Origin of the sequence: Nitrospirillum karajorum (genome assembly GCF_036348415.1) — a bacterium.
Lineage (GTDB): Bacteria > Pseudomonadota > Alphaproteobacteria > Azospirillales > Azospirillaceae > Nitrospirillum > Nitrospirillum amazonense_B.
Genome location: NZ_JAZBQB010000001.1, coordinates 711,508 through 731,847 on the forward strand (window position 1 = coordinate 711,508; position 20,340 = coordinate 731,847).

Below are 20,340 nucleotides of genomic sequence, written 5' to 3' on the forward strand. Positions count from 1 at the left end.
ACACTATCACTAGCGCTATAAGTCATCGACCCATCATCAAGGCAAACTAATGAAGATCCTGGCCGCCAACTTAAACCATTTGATCGAACGTACTTCTTTCGATCACTAATTACTATCCAGCCCACACTCCCAGGGCCGTAAAAATCTACGCCGATCTCATTAGTATCCAATGAAATTGCTATACGATAATCCCTCCCAAAAGGAATTATTGGCAAGCCCCCATCGAAATGGCCATGGGCTGGATATTGTCCATCCCCACTAGACCTCAATATTAAAACGAGACGACCAGCCACCCCAGTCTGGCCGAGCACCAGACCCCACGCAGGGTTCCCTGAAAGGGAAAATAGCACAAGCTCTCCATGCTCCACGTCATGGAGGATCTTCATTGCGGGGCCGCTGGTTAGCTCAATCATCTTCTAGTCACTTAGCAGCGCTGCACCTAGGTAGCACAGCAGGGAGAGCCATACCATATATGGTAATAGGCTGCCCATCATCGCATACAGATTATATGCTCCTGGCCACCCCCATGCCCATATCGGATGAGCCAACATCAGTTAAAGAAACTTGCAGCATAAAAGAACCAGCGCCCAGAGATAATCGGCAAGCCCATTAGCAAGTAAACAACTGGCAGGGCCGCAAACCTGATGGCGTATGGATCCAACCAATTGAAATCATACCAAGCCAAATACCCCAAACATCCCGTGACCAGCGTATAGAATATAATCCATCCACGTTGACGGTGTGCCGCACGTAGACTGTCCCGCTGAATTGTCGGCACAGACGCCACCATCAACATGAAAAATAAATAAAGAACTGCGGCAGAAATTAATGCCGAACCAGCAATCATTGCATTCAGCGGACTGTCTCCCAGTAACGCTGCCCTTACATGATCAACAAGAAACACCAAATATAATGAAATGGACGCACGACATAACAAAGGCGTAACCCACCTTATCGATTTTATATGGAACGCACCCGTATTTATTCTTTTAGATGCGAGCCACGCTAAGGGCACACAAGCCGCCTTCGCAACATATGCAGATGAGAAATATGAGAATACGGCCGTAATCACAACCGCGATGGTCATAGCATCCCCCACATATTTTCCCCGGAACTTGGGGCCACCATCCCCAATTTTCAAGGGAGAGCACCGGCTGGGAGATAAGCGGAGCCCCCATCATGGCATCTTCAGGAAAATCGACGGCGGGAACAAAGCGGCGCCGGGGTCCGGCAAAATCCAAGATGCAATCGTATGTCGCCCAGATCGATGACCATGGCCTGGACTATCTCCTGGCGGTGGGTGACGAGCCAAAGCCAGCAAGGCCTTATCGCGAGTACGCTACCCTTCTGCTGAACCTCCACTTTATCGCTCCCTCCAGCATCGCGGGCCGCCAGATCGAAGGTCACCTACTGGGCAATCGGGACATCGACAAGTCGCTGGATGCTGACAAAGACGGCGAGTTCATTCCCAGGTGCGTCGGGACCCTGACCCTACGGGCGAATAAGTCCGGCTATCTCGGCAGCCTCCCCATGTCCGTCCTCTGGAACCTGATCCCCGCCATTACATCCAAGAAGGTGATGTACGTCGTGTTTCACGGCACTCCCTTATATCGTGGCGAAGCTGTCATCCAATCCATCTACTTCCGGTCCAAGATCGATCTGGACGAATGGCTTACTGAATAACCGCTTCTTGCCCGCAGTGTAGGCCCGCTCCTGTGACGGCCGATATCGGGTTGGCCGTCACGACGGCCTGCTTCCTGGCGATGGGGCGGCCGCTAGTAGCTGGTCCACTGCCGCCAGGATACGCCGTGACAGTGTAGGCCCGCTCCTGTGACGGCCGATATCGGGTTGGCCGTCACGACGGCCTGCTTCCTGGCGATGGGGCGGCCGCTAGTAGCTGGTCCACTGCCGCCAGGATACGCCGTGACAGGCTGTACTGGTCCATGTCCCCCTTGCTGAGCCATTCGTCGGCGCGCATGGCCGCGAATACCGCGGCTTCAGACCCGTGGTGTTTCACCAGGGTGTTGGCTGCCAGCCAGACGTCCCGTTCGCTGACATACCCAACCAAGTCATCTGCTCCTCTTGCCAATGCCTCGGTGCAGCATTCACTCAATGCCGACGCCAAATCCTGTAGCTATTGCCGGAGGTCAAGCAGCTTAGATCGGCACCGAATGGTGGCTTTTAACGATAGAAAAGACAATCGAGTAGATAATTTTTAAAGTCAGTTGCTATCATTGCCAGAGATCTCCCAATATACTGGGCAACTCCTTCGGAATTTTGGATTGAATTTTCCTGCAATCCTTTAATTCTCTTCCGGCGAATTGCTCGGAAATGGAAATTTTCCATTCCAAGCGCCGCTGCCAGGAAGTGCTGCCCTCCCTCCCTTACCTCAATGACATACTTTGTGACCGCAGAATTTGCATACCCCGCCGTATTCCACACAGCACTAGCATGCTCCTTTAGACAGACTTCCGGCGAACGCCCATCCAACAGCGCAATCGGCCGCGTAATCCATGAATTAAATTCATCTTCGCTCATGGCATCTTGAACATATGTGCGTAGTCGCGCAAATTCTCTAGAAAATATTTCTGCGATCTCGCGCTCCTTATAAAGTCTTTTTTCTTCTTCTATACGGTGTCTTTGCTCCTCCTCAGCTTGTATCCGACGAATCTCCTGCTCACGCCTGGTTCTTCTGTCCTCCAGTATTCTAAAGCGCCCCTGACCAATTAAGTTTTTCCATCTCTCGGCTTCCCACGTCTGTTCCCGGTAGCTTGGAGGGGACGGACTCCGCCATTGTGGGCGAAAATCGTGAATATCGGCTCTAGCATCATAGGCGCCCACCTTTATAGTTTCAGGGCAGACTATTGCCTGCTCCGAAGTTAGAAACTCATCTCCATAGCTGTGCGAACATGATGGGCAGCATAGCTCCATAGTTCCCAGTGATGACTTCCGTATAATTCCTGTTTTCCTGGCCAGAACCTGGCCGCACATTTCGATATATCTTTGAGCGCCCGGTAGACTTCCTATTGGCTTCGCATATACGAGCTGATCTCCGCGAATTCTATTCGGATACACGACTGCGTAGCTTGTCCTAAACCACTCCTCTCCACAGACACAAGGGTAGTCATAGCCAACAATCTCTAGGTCCGCACCCTCCAAGGGGGCGCCGTCATCAAACACGAGCTTACCAGTAAGAATATTCCCCAGTATTTCTTTTAGAAGAATTTCCCTATCCTCGGCCGAGTCTCCAGACAGCAAGAACGCTGGCAAGCCAGCATTCTTTAGGTCGGTTGGCACTTCCTTATAGTTTTCCTCCTTGAGGAAGAACCACATGCTCGTAACGTCAGAAGACGTATGAGTCGTAACTCTATCACGCGTCTCGTCAATAGTCTGGTCAGACCGCTGAATTTCAATTGCGGTCCGTCTTCCGGTTTTTGGATTTGTCATTAAAACATCAGCGCGCCAGCCAGGTCCGCTCACTTCAAATTCAGCTAATCTACCGTGGATCTTTGCGACCCTATATGCTGCGACCTTTAGGCGCTCGTGTTCCTCACTAACCTTGCTACCGGAGCAATTGTGGCCCACTCCGCCGAAATGTCGGAAGAATACCGTTCCATTCTCTCGCTTAACGAATTGGGCCCGGATGTGCGGACAGCATCGCATCCGGAAATCACGATCTTTGCTAAGTCGCCTAAATCGCTCAAGGACTTTTTGGTCATCAGCATCAGCCGCAACCAAACGCTCATTTCCATAAAGAGCATACTGAGGCATAGCACACCGGATCTGTCCTGGTGCCTAATCCCAACGCGGCGACATCTGTCCGTCAACCCTTTTCCCGCAAAAGGAAAAGGGACTCTCAAGGACGGCCTTTCGGACCGCCACGGCCACCTCATAAAACGCCTGATCTTGGTCCGCCCACTGCGTCACCGGCTTCCCATCGCAGGGAAGCGCCAATAACTGCCGCAACGGTGTTGAAGGCCAGTCACACGGTCGCAGGATCACCGGGACAACACGGCACAAACCCGCACGATGACGGTCGACCGCCCGCTGCATCTCGATATCATGGCAATATGCCGACGCCAGAAAATCCGGGCTGACCAGCATCAGCGCGATGTCAGCCGCCGCCATCGCCTGCTGGATCCCCTCATCAATTTCGTCGCCCGGCAGCATCCGCCGGTCGTGCCACACCGCCAGACCGCGACGCTTCAGGGGCGTCAGGTGCACCTCCAGGCGATCCCGCAGCGCCTCGTCGGCATGGGAGTATGACATGAACACGCGAACCAAGGCAGACCTCCGGATACAAAGAGGGGATACCCGCCGCATTCCTTGGGCGGCGGTGATCCGGACATGGATTCATCATTCATTGGCCCACGGCCACGCCACCTGCATCCCCTCCGATGCAGGCGGCCGAGTTGCCTTATGGAGCGTGGGCAGCCTCTGGGCGACGGATTTCCAGCGACGCGCAGTGGGTGACAGCGTCGCCATCCGTGGGATCGGTGAAGCGTTCGGTCACTTCGATCCGCGTGCCGTACAGATAGATCAGATCGGCCAGCAGCAGAGACACCTGGTCCGGCTCGGACGCGGTGATCAGCAGGGACATCGATGGCGTCATTCTCTCCTCCGGTCCGCATGTCAGGAACGTCACGGGGATACTGTTCTTCTTTTGTTCTTATGTCAACGGAACGACGCCTAGCTCGCCCGCGCAGATAATGTGGTTCAGTAAAGCCGGTCTCACGGCCCATAGCCCGACCGCCGGGAAGCGGACAGATAGACACAGGCTCATTCGATGGACATCATCACCGGGGATGGAATGGGAGAATCCATGAGACGGCGGATATCGAGGATCGGCATTCTGGGAGCCATCGCAGGCCTGTTCAGCTCGTCGGCAGGTGCAATAACGCCCGCCTCGCGAGAGCAGTTGGTCTGCGGAGCGTCATCGATGGTCCGAGGTGAGGTTGTTGAAGCTCGGAGCAAGGACTGCCGATTGACCATGCCCCCGAACTCAACATTCTGCATTCCAACCGAGTTAATCCACCTAAAGGTCCGCGTAATAGAAGTCATGCCCAATAGCCAGGACGAAATGCAAAAAGGTGACGTGATCGATGTCGCCTCTTCCGTCATTTACTCGCACCCTATTTGGGTGAATGGCTCCGATATATCTGAAATCGATTATGATAATGGCATGCGCAAGGTTCCAGATACCGGGAAGCCTTTAACCGACGACATAGTCACCGAGGCATTTGTTGGCAAGGAGTTCAATTTTGGCATCGCGCCGCAGAGAACCAGCGCGCGTGAGAGATTCTGGGTAAAAATGTGGAAGCCAGACGGGGACGTGCCCGTGATGTGGGAGACGACCTGCGCCCATAGCCCTTGGCGCCCAAAGCCCCACCCCTAAGGCGTCCCCCTCAGATGACCTGGCCGCCTTCCGGTGCCGTGGCGAGCAGTAGCTGATCGACGGCATGCAGGATGCGTTTAGACAACAGGTACTGGTCCATGTCGCCCGCCGCCAGCCATTCATCAGCTCGCGTGGCGGCAAAGATCGGGGCATCGACTCCATGCTGCCTCACCAGCACATTGGCTGCCAACCATACGTCGCGACCGCTGATCGAATTGACCATCCACTCCCCCGGGCACTACTGACCGTTTCTCGTCGCTCGCATGCCACCTTGCAGGGCCTCGGCCTCACACACAAAGGCTCCCTGCTTGGTCGCCGCGTACCAACGCTGCCCCTTGAAGTGGAAGACGCCGGTATGGGTGTTCACCCACACCACCACGTCCTTCGGACAATGAGCCGCTGCCGACTGCGCCGTCTGGAAGAGCGCCACAGCACCCGCCACCGATGCCGTGGCGCCGGTGAACAACAGTCCGACCGCCAGCAACACAGTGGCGATCACCAGCCTGAGCCAGTGCATCCCTTCGCTCCGCATAATTGCAACCACTCCATCACTTAGATGGTATTGGAGCAGTCGACTATCTAGCCAAATAAGAGATAGTGCAAAATATCATTGCAAGCCCATAATTGACTTACATACCTTAATTCTTGACCGAAATTCAGCTGCGAATTTTACGAAATTCGCGATATCATAATTCTGATCTTCTTCTATAACACCTGTGAAGCCATTAGCTCTCGTCAGCATGAGGCCGTTAATTGCACTGCTACTATTGACAACAGCAGCGGAAACGCCCTCCGACGACTGCTTAATTCCATCCGAAATACTTTTGAAATCCGGGCGAACTCGATGAGATAACGCCTGCTCCGTATATGCCTTATTGATTTCCATCATAACATTTATTAAAGAATAAACAGAAACCCTAGGCAAACTTACGGCATCTGATAACCCGCTATCTCCGCTCCGCTGCGCAAATGCACTTTTTAGGGTCTCAAATTCGTCATTATCAGTGCCATCCACATCCTTATACATAGTTGTTACTTCATCTGCCAACTCTGCGACGCACACCATCGCGGCTGCCGCATCAGCATTCAGGGCCGCATTATCTTTCGGGTCAAGTTGGGTATCGAATGCCGCTAACATGCCGCCAGCCAACCCAGCTCCCTTTAGAAGATCTGAGTGGGATTTAAACAGCGCACCGCCTGCGGCGACCCCCGCAGCACCGATTACTCCATAATCTATGATAGAAACAGAGACAGCGGCATCATCTGCCCTTGACGCATAAACAAAAGCATATTTCCTTGCCAATTCGGAAACATCGTCTGGTTTCTTCAAGGCGGGAAATACGCTAGTTGCAGCATTAATTGACATTATATCGGGTGCGGAATACCGAACACACCCACCGAGTATTGCCATGCTAGCAACAACGCACACGCATCGAGCACCAATGGCGTACATGTTTTCCTCGCTCAATTTTCGCCACTATTTGAAGGCGCTACTCAGTTGATTAAAAGCATACGGAGCAAAAAGCGCGGAGCCAGCCAGCAAAAACCCAGCGGCACCCTTTACCCCAACTTCGATATCTGTTGGGTGAACAAAGAATTTGTAGATAATCACGTTCCCAAATGCCCAGAAGAAGCAAGTAAGAACGATAGCGCCAACGAGGCCAGAAACTCTACTGTAGCTCGTATTTGTCGATTTATCAGATGTTTGGCCATCTTGATTTGGAATAACAGGCACGGTATTCAAAGATAATTTCGGATTTTTTTCCCTGACCATATCTCTAACGTCAATTTTACCCCATGATCCGGTTAACAATTTTAAAACCGCGACATTAAATATGATCATGACGATCCACATAATTAGGAGACCGCTAACGGACGTAGCAACTTCTACTATGTCAGACATGATATTCTCCGTGAGAAAATTGCAGACTATTAGTGTCACGGCATTGGAGAAAAGCCCAGATGCTCACACTTTATCCCTTATTAGTTGCATAGACTACTCCAACGAAACGAGCAGTCAAGGTCGCGCAGGCCAATCGATATATATACTTACGTATATACCCAACCCAAAGAGGAGCGAAAACTATGACATTTCTTAGGATGCAGGCCTTCCCCACGGGCGAAGGCAAAGCTCATGAGATTGATGCCCTGCCTTGCCTTCAGGATCGAAACTAAGCCGTTCGGCAGCAGCTCGATCAGTTCAACCGTGGCAGCTTCAGTCATGCGCTTTCAGCCCAGTTCGTCCCCTTGATGGACACGCGGCTCTTGCCGCCACCCGACCGCGTCACATTCACCTGCACGGGGATCCGGTCCTTCATCATCTCGACGTGGCTGATGACACCCACGGTGCGCCCCTGGCTCTGCAACGCCTCCAGCGCATCGATAGCCAAGTCCAAACTCTCGGCGTCCAGCGACCCAAAGCCCTCGTCGATGAACAGCGTGGCCGCCAGCCCACCATGTCCACCCATCCGGGACAGCGCCAAAGCCAAGGCCAGGGAAACCAGGAAGCGCTCGCCGCCGGACAAGCTGCGAACCGACCGAACCTCGTCCCCCATGTCCCGATCCACGACATGCATGGCCAGGTCTTGGCCCGCAGCACGGACCAGTCGGTACCGGGGCTTCAAGTCCGCGAGATGGTGGTTCGCCCGGTCGACCAGGAGGTCCAACGTGATCGACTGCGCGTGCTGGACGAACCGGTCACCGTTCTTGGAACCCACAGCACTGTTGACCGCTTGCCAGACATCGAACGTAGCCCGCGCCTCTGCGATTTCGGCCTCAAGCCCAGCCAGGTTCTTCCTGGCCTGGGCATCCATCTGCATCTGCCCGCGAATGGCCCCAACTCGCTCCAGCCGAGAAGACTGTTCGCTGTCGATGCTGGAAATTTGCTGCTGCAGATCCTCCAGCGGCACCTCCGGAACACCGGCGGCCTCCGCAGTAGCCAGGTCACCCTGACGCTCCCGAAGCGCCGCGTGCGCACTCGTCCGCCGGTCAGCCAGTGCCGTCAGACGAGTCCGCAGCGCATCCACATCAGATCGCGGCCGGGACAGTATTTCGGAAAGCCCCTCAGCGGTCAGCCCGACGCTCACCAGAGCCTCATCCAGAATGCCGTCGGCCTCCGCCTGCTCAGCCTGAGACTCGGCCAAAGCCGTTGCCGCCCCCGACAGCGCCTGCTTGGCCGTGGCGACCGCCGACTCCGCAGCCTGGACCTTCTGCTGCCCCTCATCCCTGGCGGCAATGGCCGCCGTCCGGGCGTCATTGATCCGAGTCCGGTGAACATCAGTGGCCTCACCGTCGAGAAGCCCCGCGCGTTCATCCCGCAATTGGTTCAGTTCCGCCGCCCGCGCGTCGGCCGCCGCCTTCAATTTTTCGGCGCCGATGAGCAGCTCGTCAGCACGCGCCTGTATCCCGCTGATACGAGGAGCGAGCCCAGCCAAGGCAGCGTCCACCGCAAGAACCTCGGCCTCAGCATTTTCTCGTTCGGTCACCAGGTCGGCGAGAACCCGACGTACCTCGTCCGCGTCAATCTCCAGGTCGGCCTGAGTCAAATCCCCAGCCTCCAGCGCCGGGGCGAGGCCCGCATCGATGGCTTTGATACGCTCCTCGGCCGTGGCGGCAGCCTGCATACGAAGCGCATGGGCCTGCCCTTTGGCGTTCGCGTCATCGGAAAGGCGTTGCCGCGTTCCCTGCCGCTGTTCCAGCGCGTCTGTCAGCCGGTCTCGCTCGGCGGTCAGGCGGGTGATTGCCTGACGCAATTCTTCCGCCTGCCCAAGTTGGCTCTGTAGGGTTCGCCGCTCCTCGGCAAGCTGTCGGCCCACCTCAAGTATGGCGGTCACAGCACCGGCCGGTCCGGCGGGAAGGTCAGATCGCTCCGCCTTGGGAAGGGTCTCGACGTAAAGGCGTTCGGCCGCTTCAGCCCTGTCCCCGGCCTCTTGAATGTTGGTCCGTAACTGCTTGGCCGCGGCTTCCGCCTGCGCGACCTTCCCCTGGGCCCTCGTAAGGAGATGCCGACCTTTCTCAGCACGTTCCCGAGCCGCATCAAGGTCAGCCTGAAGGCCACGAGCCAACTCAGCCAATACCGCGTCGGCATGAATGGGATGCTCCTTGGCGCCACAAACCGGACAAGGCTGTCCTGGCACCAATCCCTTCCTAAAATGCTGCGCGCTATCCGAGACAGCAGCCAATGCACGATCAGTCGGCGCCATCAGCGCTTTGACCTCTGCTTCGGCCTCTCCAATGCCCCGCTCTGCGTCCTGGACCTGCTTCGCTGCCGCATCTCTGTCCGCCTCGGCTACCGCGAGGGATGTCTGAGCCGTGCGGGCCTGCGCTTGAGCCCTGTCATAATCCTCTGACGCACGCTTCAGGTCGCCCAAAACAGTCAGTTGGTCGCCCAAGGCTTCCACCCGGCGCGCAGTGACCTCGGGCGCCAGCCGGACGAGCCGATCCTGATGGTCCAGGATGCCGCGATTCAACTCGGACCGCGCCGCCTGGTCAGCAACATCCTGCTTCTCCAACTCGCCAAGCGCCGCCCGCAGCTCCTGCACCTCGGCATCAACCACACCAGCCTGCTGGCGAGCTTTAAGGGCGCTCCGGCGGGCCGTGTGCCGGTCATCGAAGGCCTGGGTGATCTGGTTCCAATTCCGAACCAGCACAGCCGCCTGGGGCCGCGCCTCCAGAATAGCCTGGGCATCTTGTCGCCGGGCCTGGGCTTGGGCCCTTTCGGCATCCAGCTCGCGTAACTGCACCAGAGCCTGTGAATGCTCGTCCACCGCTGCTGCCGTTGCCATGGCGGCTTGGGAGGCCTCCTGGTCGGCGCGGACGATACGGCTGTCAAGGTCCGCAGCCTTGGACCAGATGGGCCCGAACTCCTTGAAGACCCGCTCGGCCTCATCCACGGCGGCCTGCGCGATGTCCTGCTCTTGTCGGCGGGCAACAGCCTGCTGGGCAACCTGCTCCAGGGTGATCTGCGCTCGCGAAACCTCTCCCTCTGCCTTGGTCACACTGGCTGATGCCGTCCTGGCGCGGGCCCACGGGAGACGAAGTGGTTCAACCTGGTCAATCCGTTCCAGGTCGGCACGATCTTCCGCCGCCTCCACAAGCGCGGCGTCCGCATCGGCCGCGACCCGAACAGCCTCCCCGTGGCGGCGTTGAGCCTCACCCAGGGCACGATGACGAGCAACGTCCGCTTCAAGGATCTGACGCCCGGTTCGCGCCGCCACGATGGCCGCCAGGAGGGTCTTCTCTTCGTCGTCGAGGGCAGCGCGTTCCTCTTCAGAGGGAAGCTGGTGCTCAGCCCGGCGGGCTACCAGCAGGTCGTGATCAGCCTTCGCCTTGCTGTATCGCTCGAAAACGCGAATCGATATGTCGCGGTAGATCTCCGTGCCCGTCACTTTCTCAAGCAGGGCACCACGATCCTTGGTGTCAGCTCGGAGGAAGGCGTCGAAGTCACCCTGGGCCAGCAGCACCGTACGGCGGAACTCGTCGTATGTGAGCCCCGTCAGCGCAAGGATCCTGGTTTCGACCGCCTTGATCTGGCTATCCAGCACCTGGCCATCGGACAGGCGCTGAACACTGCGCTCGATGCTCTGTAGACGCCCGGCTGCCCGCCCGCGCGCTCGTCGGGCTGTCCAGGTTGCGCGATAGGCTTCATCGTCGAGCCCGACAAAGTCCACCGTCGCATGGCCCTGTGACGCCCCTCGGCGCAGGACACCACGTGCGTCGCGAGCCTTAATCGATTCGCCACTGGCGTCGGGCACATCCTCATTGCCACCCGTCAGGCCAAAGCGCGGACAATCCCCATAGAGCGCGAGACAAAGGGCGTCCAGGATGGACGACTTGCCAGCACCCGTTTCACCCGTGATGGCGAACAGGCCCGCCGACTTCAGTGGCTCCGCCGTGAAATCGATCTCGAACTTGTCGGCCAGGCTGGCGATGTTCTGGCCCCTGATGGCGAGGATCCGCATCGCCTATCCCCCACCTGGGCGTCGCGAAAAGCCGCGAGGTGGCGGGCATCTGGTGGCATCCCGTGCATGTCCTGGAACACGCTCACGAACAGCTCCTCGGGGGAGGTTTCGGCCAAAGACACCGGCGGGGCAGTTTCCGATGCAGCGCGGACCGCCTGCTCAATCCTGACGCCCGCCCGCCGAACGGCATGGCGTTCCAGCACCGTCTCGATTTCAGCCAACAGGTTGGGCACGGGACGGTCTGCCAGGAACCTGAGCCAGACGAAGGGATGCCGATCCCGTGGAGCCGATACATCGAGGTTTAGCGCCGTCAGGACCGCATCCAGGTCCCCAACGCTCATTCCACCCCGCTCCGGCAATTGCAGGCATGGGATGGGACGTGGAAGCGGGCGGTGAGTAGCAGTCACCCCATCTTCCCGGATGTCGACCAAGGTGACGCCATGGTCGTAGCCGATCTCCGCCGCCGACAGGGGGAAGGGCGAACCGGAATATCTCACCCGCCCGCCACCAAGGTTCTGCGGTCGGTGAAGGTGGCCGAGGGCCACGTAAGCGAATGCGGGGTCATAGATCTCAGGGGGCACCGCGTGTTCACCGCCGATCAGGATGCGCCGCTCCACACCCTCGGATTCGGTTCCACCGGCACAGTGGAGGTGGCCAGTGGCAATGATCGGTAGTCCGCCCGCGCGGGCCTGCGCCTGGGCAGCAAGTTGCTGATGGAACGCCCGGGTCGCCGCGACCACGGGGGAACCTGTGGTGGCTTCAGCGCCAAGCGTGAGGCCGGGCAGATCGGCGGCGCGCAGAAAGGGGATGGCCAACACCATCGCCCGCACCTGCCCATCGGAATCGGCGACCGGGATGAGGTGGCGGTCCATATCGACCTGGCCATCCTTCCAGCGCAAGGTGCCCAGAGCATGCACGCCGACTACCTGAAGCACCGCATCGGGCGCTTCCAATCGAGCGGCCGGATCGTGGTTCCCCGCGACCATCACCGTCGTCAGATGAGGGCGCCGCTGCCTGAACTTGGCCAAAGCTGAGTACAGCATGCGCTGGGCGTCACCAGAGGGATTGATGCCGTCGAACACGTCCCCGGCGATGACCAGCGCATCGACCGCTTCTTCTTCGATGACATCGGCCAGGTGGGCCAGGAACGCCTGGTGCTCGACCTCGCGGGTCCAGCCGTTCAGCGTCTGCCCGATATGCCAGTCGGCGGTGTGTAGAATACGCAAGGTGCAGTCTGCCCTGTTCCACCTGGATACCCAAACTGTGCTGAGAGTGATGACCTGACAGTACCGGCCACACTGGCCCCTGCGCGGGGGCCGATGTGGCCATGCCACCTATGGTGGGGTTTGATGGAGTTGCGAGCAACATCAACCCTGGAACCGGGCAGCGACATGACCACGGCACATAAGGTAGCACGCCGTAAGCTTAGCCTGCTTGAACTTGCGTCTGACCTCGGCAACGTCAGCAAAGCCTGCAAGGTGATGGGCTACAGCCGATAGCAATTCTACGAGATCAGAAGGAACTACCAAACCTTTGGCGCGGACGGCCTGATCGACCGTCTGCCCGACCCGCGCGGCCCCAATCCCAACCGCGTGTCGGCGGAGGTGGAAACGGCGGTGCTGGATCACGCCCTGACCCATCCCTGCCACGGCCCCCTGCGGGTGGCCCAGGAACTGGCGATGCGGAACATCCAGGTATCATGTTGTCTACAATACCAAGCGGCCCCACCAGGGACGCGGCATGAAGGGACGCACGCCCTCCAGGCCTTCCGCGACGGTATCCCCAAGCCACAAGAAGGAGGCGCCCGAAGCCAACCTCAAACCCGCCGCCCGATAACCTCACCAGAGGAGGCGACTGTCAGGGGATAACCATCTCTGCACACCCCGCCAGTGCAGCATTTATTTCTTGAGATAAAGAAAATACACCGCACCAACCGCAGCAGCTACCAAAAGCAGCAAACCTTTGAACATATCCTCTTTCGCCAAAATATTGGCGCACCTCGGGTCGAACCACCTGTCTTCGTATCGGGACTCCGTTTTTCCATCCCTCACACTGCTTCCAATTTTAACTCTACGACGGACAGCACGTCCTTCAATCACATCCCCACAGCGATGGCAACGATCAGTCATGTGCACCCCCGTTATTTCAAATTTTATCAATTTCTTCAGATCCTTACATATGCTGTCGGTAGCTCCATTTTTGGTCAAGAGCCTATATTCAAATAACTCTGGCTGCCTTCTCCGTCTGACACGGAAGCGCGGTTGAACTGAAATGGCTCCTCACTCCCGCAGTTCCGTACCTAGCCGCAGTCAATCTGTTGTCGGAAGACAGGTTGATCACTGACGGCTGAACTTGCTTATGAGCGACCAAAGATGCGTGATGTGGGCGGTGGTATATCACTTTTGCGAGCATACCCTTGCCTAAATTTCCACAATCGACCATCTAGCAGGGATAGCCTCCAATCTGAGCGATTGGACCGTTAGCATTGCGGCTCAAGCCCGCGCCCTATTAAAGCCCAGGGGGAACACGCTATGATCATCAAATCCCTCATCCTTGAAAATTTTCGCTCTTATAGAACTCGCACGATTATTCCTTTTACCCACCTCACCGGGTTCATCGGTCGCAACGATGCCGGTAAATCGACAATTCTTGAAGCCTTGGACATTTTCTTCGAAGGAGGCGTAAAGAAGATCGAACAATCTGATGCTAATAAAGGCGGAGATCCTAAAAATGTTATCATTGGTATCGTTTTCACAGAACTGCCGGAGCAATTTATTCTAGATTCTAACGCACTGACCACACTAAGTGCCGAATATCTCCTAAATGCCGATGGGGATTTAGAGATTCACAAGACCTTCAATTGCTCTAATCAGACACCTAGACCCAGCATCCAAGCCATAGCTGTACATCCGAATTCAGCCGTGGCGGCTGATATTTTGCAGAAGTCCCAAAAGGACCTTCGTGCGCTAATCAGAGAGCGCGGCTTACAAAATAATTGTAGCCAGACAGAAAACCCATCCATGCGCTCAGCATTGTACCAAAATATCGGCGATCTAGACCTACGCCTCCGTCCGGTTCCGCTTAACGAAGAAAATGGTAAGGCGATTTGGGCTTCTCTTCAGAATTATATACCTATCTTCGCGCTATTCCAATCAGACCGCCCAAGCAGCGACCAAGATCCAGAAGTACAAAATCCGATGAAGATAGCAATTGAACAGGCACTTGAAGAACAAGCTGCGGAATTGGATCGGATTTCCGCCGAGGTACAATTAAAGGCCCAAGAAACAGCTAAAAGAACACTACAGAAGCTACAAGAATTTTATCCTGAAATTGCCTCTACTCTTGAGCCGAAATTTAAACGGCCATCTTGGAAAACTATCTTCAAGCTTGACCTTGAGGCAGATGATGGTATCCCGCTGAATAAGCGCGGTTCTGGAGTAAGACGCCTCGTATTGTTGAGCTTCTTTCAGGCAGAAGCGGAAAAGCGTAGGACGGAAGCTGAAACCGGCAATGGTCTCCGCCGCAAGGTTGTTTACGCCATTGAGGAACCGGAAACCTCCCAGCACCCGGACAACCAAGAGCGGATTATCAAAGCGCTTCGTGAACTCGCGGATACGGGCGATCAGGTCATTGTGACGACACACGTCCCAGCCCTAGCCGCTCTTATTCCCGTCGACAGTCTCCGCTATGTCGATCGCGACCCTGTGAGCGGTGCTGTACGGGTGCGTGACGGAGCAGGAAGCGAGGCGCTCTATCAGGAAATCGCTGACGCGCTAGGCGTCCTACCAGATCCATTGATCAAACCCGGCATCAAGGTCGCCGTGCTGGTGGAAGGAAAAACGGACATTGATGCCCTTCGTTCAATGATCCAGGTGCTGGTGGAAGCCGGGGAAATCGACGCGTTCGATGAAGGGCCGGTCTTCTGGACAATTGGTGGGGGCGATAACACGTTGAGTGATTGGGTGGAGCGTCGTTACCTCGACAAGCTGAATGTTCCCCAGGTGATGATCCAAGATTCGGACCGCACAAACGCGGCGTTGCCAATTGCGGCAAACAAAGAACAGTGGCTCCGTGACATGCAAAACAGGCGAAATGTTTGGCCTTTCCTTACCAGGAAACGGAGCATGGATAACTATTTACATCCTGATGTCATACCTCGCCTCACCAACAATCTCTTGAACCTACCCGCTGACATCGACATCGATTATATAAAGATGGCGGATGAATTTTCTATACATCTTACCAGAGCAAGAGAAAATGCGAGAGTAACGGGCTTTTCCTACCGGCCGACCGAACACAATGGAACATGTATTACCAAGACGAGCGCGACCGCTTGTAAAAGAATCATATGCGCTCATATTATGAGACACATGACCGCCGACGAAATTCGAATTCGTGCCACATATCAAGAAAATGGTGCGGATCGGCACGAAGTCCGGGAATGGATTGACGCGATACGCCAGCATCTGTGACCTAGCCGTCCGTGAATGATCGCTTAAAGCTCTGATTGGGGGGGTGATTTCAGCGCTGGCCCAATAATCGGATTTGCAAGATAGCGGGGTCTTTGGCTCCGCTTTCTTGCGATTTGGGGTCCCCATTTGGACCGTTTCGTGATTCGATTCCCCCTGTGAACAGCGGTGGGAACAGACCATGTCGCGACCTCGGGACACCCGTCAGAAGGACCTTGTGCGTCCAGCCCTGGACCAGATCATCGACCTGAAGCATCCCCTGGTGGTGCTGGCGGGCAAGATCAACTGGGGCTTCCTGGAACAACGCCTGGGCGGGGTCCATCGCGGCGGGCCAGGCCAGCCGCCGCATCCCCTCCGATGCAAGCGGCCGAACTGGCTTATGGAACGTGGGCAGCCTCTGGGCGGCGGATTTCCAAGGACGCGCAATGGGCAGCCATGCCGCCGTCCGCTGGGTCTGTGAAGCGTTCGGTCACCTGGATCCGCGTGCCGTACAGGTAGATCAGGTCCGCCACCAGTAGGGACACTTAATCCGGTTCGGACGCGGTGACCAACAAGGACATCGATGGCGTCATTCTCTCCTCCATACCGTTCCAGGGGACTGAGCGTCGGGCGACGCTGTTCTCTTTTTTGTTCCGTGGTCAACGGCAAGATCAATTTAGCGATTCTATCGGCGAATGGTGGCCAACCGAGGTGGCAGCTGCATAAACAAGACAATGGGTTTTGATGTAGCGTCGAGCACTAGCCCGCCGTATCGCCAATTTTAAAGCCCTCTGGAATCCTCAAAGTCGAAATTTGCCAAGAATCGCCTACCAGTTCCCCGTATTCAGCCCCCTCTTCTTTAATTGCCATGTTCTCCATTCCAATTGCTTTACTGGCAGCCATGGCCAACATTAGCGTGCTGTTTAAATTCAGAGCTGCACGATTCATTCCTCTTGATATTTCATTCATGACGTGGGGGAATGGCCGTCCACCTGTGCTATCTATCATGTAAGAATCTATGGGCGGCTCGTCAGATGCATTTCGCATCTCGTTCAGGTTCTTTATCCCGTGCCACTCTTCCTGCGTAAGTGATCGAACGGTTATTCTTTTTTCGTAAAGGTCGTTTAAGTTATAAATTGCCGCATCATTTAATCTCTTCCGGATTTGAGGGCTCGTACCAATTGCTGCGTATGTGCAGCCAGCTCCAACACCTATATGACAAGAGTTGTTCCGAAATCCAAATTCCATTCTTAATAAATTAAATACTTTCTTGGATTTAGAAGTTCGCGCCATTGCAAATATTATCTGCGCTGTACACCCCCTCAATTCCGGGTTGAACGTCATGAGATTCTGATATCGTTTCCTCATTTCTTTTTTAAATACTTCATGCCAATTCTTCGGATTCAGTGCCATTAATATAATGTCCAAATCGAATGTAAGAGCGGAGAGCAAATTAACATCGCCTGCGACGGCCACAATTGCTCTATTATTTATAGCAACAACCTTAATAGCATCCTCAGTCACTACCGAAATGTCGCCAAATTTGGTCATCGTTACAACTCTACGGTCTGTAACGAATCCAATCCCTGAACCAGGGTCAATAAATGCGAAGCAATACGTCATCGGATTCCCCGATACTTAATGGAAGGACAGGAGCGGTCAGACACTCATTGCCGGAAAAGGAGATGCCTCAGAGCCACGCGGCTTCCTCGATGCATGAGCAGGAAACAACCGCCCATCCGGGGAGCAATTTAAGGATTCTTGCCCGCATCCCGTGCAATGCCTACAATCCCGCAAGGATTTCTCTGCCGCAAGGATTTCTCGCAATGCGCCGTCTCGTTGCCGCCTTTTTCGCCGCCGTTCTGCTCGCGTCACCGACCGCCCTGGCTGAAGGCAAGCACTACGCCGACCCAGCCGCCGCCGCCAAGGTCTGCAAGTCGCCTGTTGTGTGGGTCAACCCCAACTCCGGCGTCTATCACCTGCCCGGCAGCCGGTACTACGGCACCACCAAGGACGGCTTCTATATGTGCCAGAAGGCCGCCGAAGCCGCCGGTAACCGTCAGGCTGAAGGGCACTGACGGCTTCGCTCACCTGAAGCCGTTGATCGACAACACCCCACTTGAGGAGGCAGCCTGCCATATGCCCAGCGGCGCCTATCTCGATTCCGCGATGAAATTCAGGACAACCATGTCAATTCAGAATGTGCTCCGGATCGGAATTCTTGCCGCGGGCCTGGCGCTTACCCACGGCGCCATGGCCAAGACCTTCGAATTCCGAGGCCATACGCTGGGAGAGCCGATTGAGTTGTCATTTCCCGATTGGCGAAACAAAGACCCTTACGGGATCAGAGGCTGTCATGATGAGGTAGTATCCGGCTACTTGGCATGCCCTGAGAAACGGGAAGCCGTAAATCCAAGAAGCTCTCTCGGATCATATAACATTGGCGACGTTGAAATAGATCGCATTAATTATGATTATTATGACGGTAAATTAGCTTCCATCGATGTCGGATTTAGCATCGTAAAATTTGAAACGATTAGAAACATGATGGAAGGAAAGTATGGAAAGCCAAATCGGGACGAATACGTAAATACGTATGGCGGATACGGTCTAATTTTTAACAATAGGCAGTGTGACTGGAATTTTCCTCAGGGAACTCTTAGATTGTCGCTCTACTACCTGGATATGCACATGTCGCGAATTGAGTTCATCAATCCGACCGTTGAGGCCAAAATCAAGAAGGACAAGGCCGCAATTGATAGGCAGAAGGGCGCGAAAGGATTCTGACCCCCGCACGGTGGAGAGGTCGCTGATAGCGTCGTTGGCGATCCTCGGCGCAGAAACAGCTACTGTACCTGCGCCAAAGGGTTGCCGGTGACCTCGGGGAGTAAGTTGAGGACCTATGTGAGGCGAGGTCTTTGATATCCCAGGGTTTAATTTTACAAGCCGAGATTCCGAGTTGAGGCATCGGTTCATTCGGCCAGAGTCTGTCAACATATAGACTTGATATTTGAATAAACACGCCCCATGATACTACCCATAGTGGGTGAAGCGGATTTATGGCTTCGCTGTTTTTTATGCTGCTTGAGCTGAAGTTTTCATTCCGTCGATTTTTCCTAATCGGCGCTGGTGTTAACCGGCAATTTTCCTCAGCGGATGAAATCTTATCCAGGAGACCAAGCATGCTGCACAATAGAGTCTTCTTTATTTTAGGCACGAGCGGAGAACCTCTTGTTTCAGTTAGTAAAAGTAATTTTCTCTCGTGGGAGAGAATACCCTCCGGTCGTGTAAGACTGCATTATAATGAACCAAACTTCCCTCACAGAGATGTGATTCAGCGTCGGTATGTGGATTTCGACATTTATCCATGGAATCGTCATGTACCGAATGCTGTCTCCGAATTGCGTCCCTAGCACTTAATCAGATTCTTCGGGAGAAAATGGCGACTTCAGCATTAAAGGTCGCCACTGAGAGCCCCTGCTTTGGAAAGCCATCTCCACAGCGTTATCCACCTCCATCGCCTCAGTTTTTGCGGGCTGCTGGGGGTGGGTAACGCATCTTAGGCTAAGTAGTCATTCTGGTTTCATGAAATGCCTTACGGCCTTTCGATACGAAAGCACGGAAGCGGCAATAGGGCGTTAAATGGCCGGTCCTGCCAAGCCGTGAAGGCCTGATCGAAGTTAGCAGAGAAGCCTTGCTAGCGGCCACAAATCACCCTATCCGTCCGCTGTATAGGCTCCGCTCTCGGCATGGGGTGATCTCTTGCCATTTGATATGACTGGCCGCCCAATTCGGCGGCTGGGTGATGATCGCCTGGCCGCCGGAACGGGCACACTGAATAGGCACCCCCCCCAACACGCTGCCTGGGTGCCCTTTCAAGTTCCACGAGCTGCCCTCTGCTTCCCGGAACCGGCCAAAGCAGGAGGCGCCCGAAGCAAACCTCAAACCCGCCGCCTGATAACCTCACCAGATGGGGCGACTGTCAGGGGATAACCGTCTCTGTACAATCTGAAGGCACCGTGGGACAGCGGCTCGCCAATCACGAAATGGCTGATGACAGAGCGACAAATTTGAATTTGAAGGGCGAGTTACCCTCAGCCAGCATTCCACTGGCGACACTCTCAAAATCTTCGTCCGTTCCGTCGGTCTGCTCCATGGCCCGCAGAGAATCGTCAGACAGCGACATGACGTACCCAACTTTGTCGGCCCCAGCAGCGATGGTGTCCAGCTTCTGCTGGGAGTCCGTGGCGAGGTGGACAATCAGCAGGGCGAGCATCTGCTGAATACGTTGGTCCGTGTGCCCATTGGCCAGGACTGCATCCGCGATCGAGAATTGAGCTGCATGGGAACCATTCTTGAAATTCCGATGCTTATACAGCTGGGTGACTAGTCCTTCAGCCTTTTTGCGAGCATCAGAAAGTCTTGCTCGCTCGATACCAAATTGAACGAGATACGGGGGCTCAACGGCCCTCTCGTCGAAGCCAGCGGCCATCTTGAGGAAAAATTGGATCACGTCAGACATATAAGGCCCTTAATC

At 55.5% G+C, this 20,340-nt stretch carries 19 protein-coding genes and 2 pseudogenes; 7 read left to right on the forward strand and 14 right to left on the reverse strand.

All coding sequences use genetic code 11. The features are described from left to right. Positions 1-550: 550 nt before the first annotated feature. Positions 551-1,087, reverse strand: coding sequence for a hypothetical protein (locus tag UCD39_RS03215; RefSeq protein WP_330494664.1), 537 nt, complete (start codon positions 1,085-1,087; stop codon positions 551-553). 92 nt (positions 1,088-1,179) lie between these two features. Here UCD39_RS03215 and UCD39_RS03220 point away from each other — a divergent pair, with 92 nt between their 5' ends. Beyond that, positions 1,180-1,683, forward strand: coding sequence for a hypothetical protein (locus UCD39_RS03220; protein WP_330494665.1), 504 nt, complete (start codon positions 1,180-1,182; stop codon positions 1,681-1,683). Positions 1,684-1,855: 172 nt separating this feature from the next. Here the strand turns inward: UCD39_RS03220 and UCD39_RS03225 are convergent, their stop codons facing one another. From UCD39_RS03225 to UCD39_RS03240, 4 genes are all read right to left on the reverse strand, one after another. Further along, positions 1,856-2,068: a hypothetical protein gene (locus tag UCD39_RS03225; protein ID WP_330494666.1), complete on the reverse strand. Its 213-nt coding sequence runs from the start codon at positions 2,066-2,068 to the stop codon at positions 1,856-1,858. Between the two features lie 113 nt (positions 2,069-2,181). Next, a complete protein-coding gene (locus UCD39_RS03230; protein ID WP_330494667.1) occupies positions 2,182-3,771 on the reverse strand; it encodes a competence protein CoiA family protein in 1,590 nt (529 codons plus the stop codon). 24 nt (positions 3,772-3,795) lie between these two features. Continuing rightward, positions 3,796-4,275 carry a toll/interleukin-1 receptor domain-containing protein gene (locus tag UCD39_RS03235; protein WP_330495480.1) on the reverse strand — a complete coding sequence of 160 codons (480 nt, stop codon included), beginning with the start codon at positions 4,273-4,275 and terminating at the stop codon, positions 3,796-3,798. A 142-nt stretch (positions 4,276-4,417) separates the two neighbouring features. Continuing rightward, complete coding sequence (locus UCD39_RS03240) at positions 4,418-4,612, reverse strand: hypothetical protein (RefSeq protein WP_330494668.1); 195 nt, start codon at positions 4,610-4,612, stop codon at positions 4,418-4,420. A gap of 174 nt (positions 4,613-4,786) precedes the next feature. On the opposite strand from UCD39_RS03240, the gene UCD39_RS03245 reads away from it, so the two are divergent. Continuing rightward, a complete protein-coding gene (locus UCD39_RS03245; protein ID WP_330494669.1) occupies positions 4,787-5,395 on the forward strand; it encodes a hypothetical protein in 609 nt (202 codons plus the stop codon). A 10-nt stretch (positions 5,396-5,405) separates the two neighbouring features. On the opposite strand, the gene UCD39_RS03250 is transcribed toward UCD39_RS03245, so the two are convergent. From UCD39_RS03250 to UCD39_RS03280, 7 genes are all read right to left on the reverse strand, one after another. After that, positions 5,406-5,618, reverse strand: a complete 213-nt coding sequence (locus UCD39_RS03250; protein WP_330494670.1) for a hypothetical protein — start codon at positions 5,616-5,618, stop codon at positions 5,406-5,408. 15 nt (positions 5,619-5,633) lie between these two features. Further along, a complete protein-coding gene (locus UCD39_RS03255; protein WP_330494671.1) occupies positions 5,634-5,927 on the reverse strand; it encodes a hypothetical protein in 294 nt (97 codons plus the stop codon). Between the two features lie 75 nt (positions 5,928-6,002). Continuing rightward, positions 6,003-6,848, reverse strand: coding sequence for a hypothetical protein (locus tag UCD39_RS03260; protein WP_330494672.1), 846 nt, complete (start codon positions 6,846-6,848; stop codon positions 6,003-6,005). Between the two features lie 24 nt (positions 6,849-6,872). After that, a complete protein-coding gene (locus UCD39_RS03265) occupies positions 6,873-7,298 on the reverse strand; it encodes a hypothetical protein (RefSeq protein WP_330494673.1) in 426 nt (141 codons plus the stop codon). A 146-nt stretch (positions 7,299-7,444) separates the two neighbouring features. Then, positions 7,445-7,618 carry a hypothetical protein gene (locus UCD39_RS03270; RefSeq protein WP_330494674.1) on the reverse strand — a complete coding sequence of 58 codons (174 nt, stop codon included), beginning with the start codon at positions 7,616-7,618 and terminating at the stop codon, positions 7,445-7,447. After that, positions 7,615-11,355: an AAA family ATPase gene (locus tag UCD39_RS03275; RefSeq protein ID WP_330494675.1), complete on the reverse strand. Its 3,741-nt coding sequence runs from the start codon at positions 11,353-11,355 to the stop codon at positions 7,615-7,617. Before UCD39_RS03275 ends, UCD39_RS03270 begins: the two co-directional genes overlap by 4 nt. Beyond that, entirely contained in the window at positions 11,274-12,581 is a 1,308-nt protein-coding gene (locus UCD39_RS03280; RefSeq protein ID WP_330494676.1) for an exonuclease SbcCD subunit D, read from the reverse strand. The genes UCD39_RS03275 and UCD39_RS03280 overlap by 82 nt, the downstream gene beginning before the upstream one ends. Positions 12,582-12,746: 165 nt before the next feature. On the opposite strand from UCD39_RS03280, the pseudogene UCD39_RS03285 reads away from it, so the two are divergent. From UCD39_RS03285 to UCD39_RS03295, 3 genes and pseudogenes are all read left to right on the forward strand, one after another. Then, positions 12,747-13,055 (forward strand): annotated as a pseudogene (locus UCD39_RS03285) (helix-turn-helix domain-containing protein); the annotation flags it as partial. Positions 13,056-13,886: 831 nt separating this feature from the next. After that, positions 13,887-15,827, forward strand: a complete 1,941-nt coding sequence (locus UCD39_RS03290) for an ATP-binding protein (protein ID WP_330494677.1) — start codon at positions 13,887-13,889, stop codon at positions 15,825-15,827. Positions 15,828-16,005: 178 nt separating this feature from the next. After that, positions 16,006-16,182 (forward strand): annotated as a pseudogene (locus UCD39_RS03295) (IS5/IS1182 family transposase); the annotation flags it as partial. Positions 16,183-16,562: 380 nt separating this feature from the next. Here UCD39_RS03295 and UCD39_RS03300 read toward each other — a convergent pair. After that, a complete protein-coding gene (locus UCD39_RS03300) occupies positions 16,563-17,426 on the reverse strand; it encodes a hypothetical protein (RefSeq protein ID WP_330494678.1) in 864 nt (287 codons plus the stop codon). Positions 17,427-17,629: 203 nt separating this feature from the next. On the opposite strand from UCD39_RS03300, the gene UCD39_RS03305 reads away from it, so the two are divergent. Both UCD39_RS03305 and UCD39_RS03310 read left to right on the forward strand, forming a co-directional pair. Beyond that, a complete protein-coding gene (locus UCD39_RS03305) occupies positions 17,630-17,881 on the forward strand; it encodes a hypothetical protein (RefSeq protein WP_330494679.1) in 252 nt (83 codons plus the stop codon). A gap of 22 nt (positions 17,882-17,903) precedes the next feature. Continuing rightward, positions 17,904-18,590, forward strand: coding sequence for a hypothetical protein (locus tag UCD39_RS03310; RefSeq protein WP_330494680.1), 687 nt, complete (start codon positions 17,904-17,906; stop codon positions 18,588-18,590). A 1,252-nt stretch (positions 18,591-19,842) separates the two neighbouring features. Here the strand turns inward: UCD39_RS03310 and UCD39_RS03315 are convergent. Continuing rightward, positions 19,843-20,325 (reverse strand): hypothetical protein, encoded by a 483-nt coding sequence (locus UCD39_RS03315; protein ID WP_145616825.1) that lies wholly within the window; start codon positions 20,323-20,325, stop codon positions 19,843-19,845. Positions 20,326-20,340: the final 15 nt, after the last annotated feature.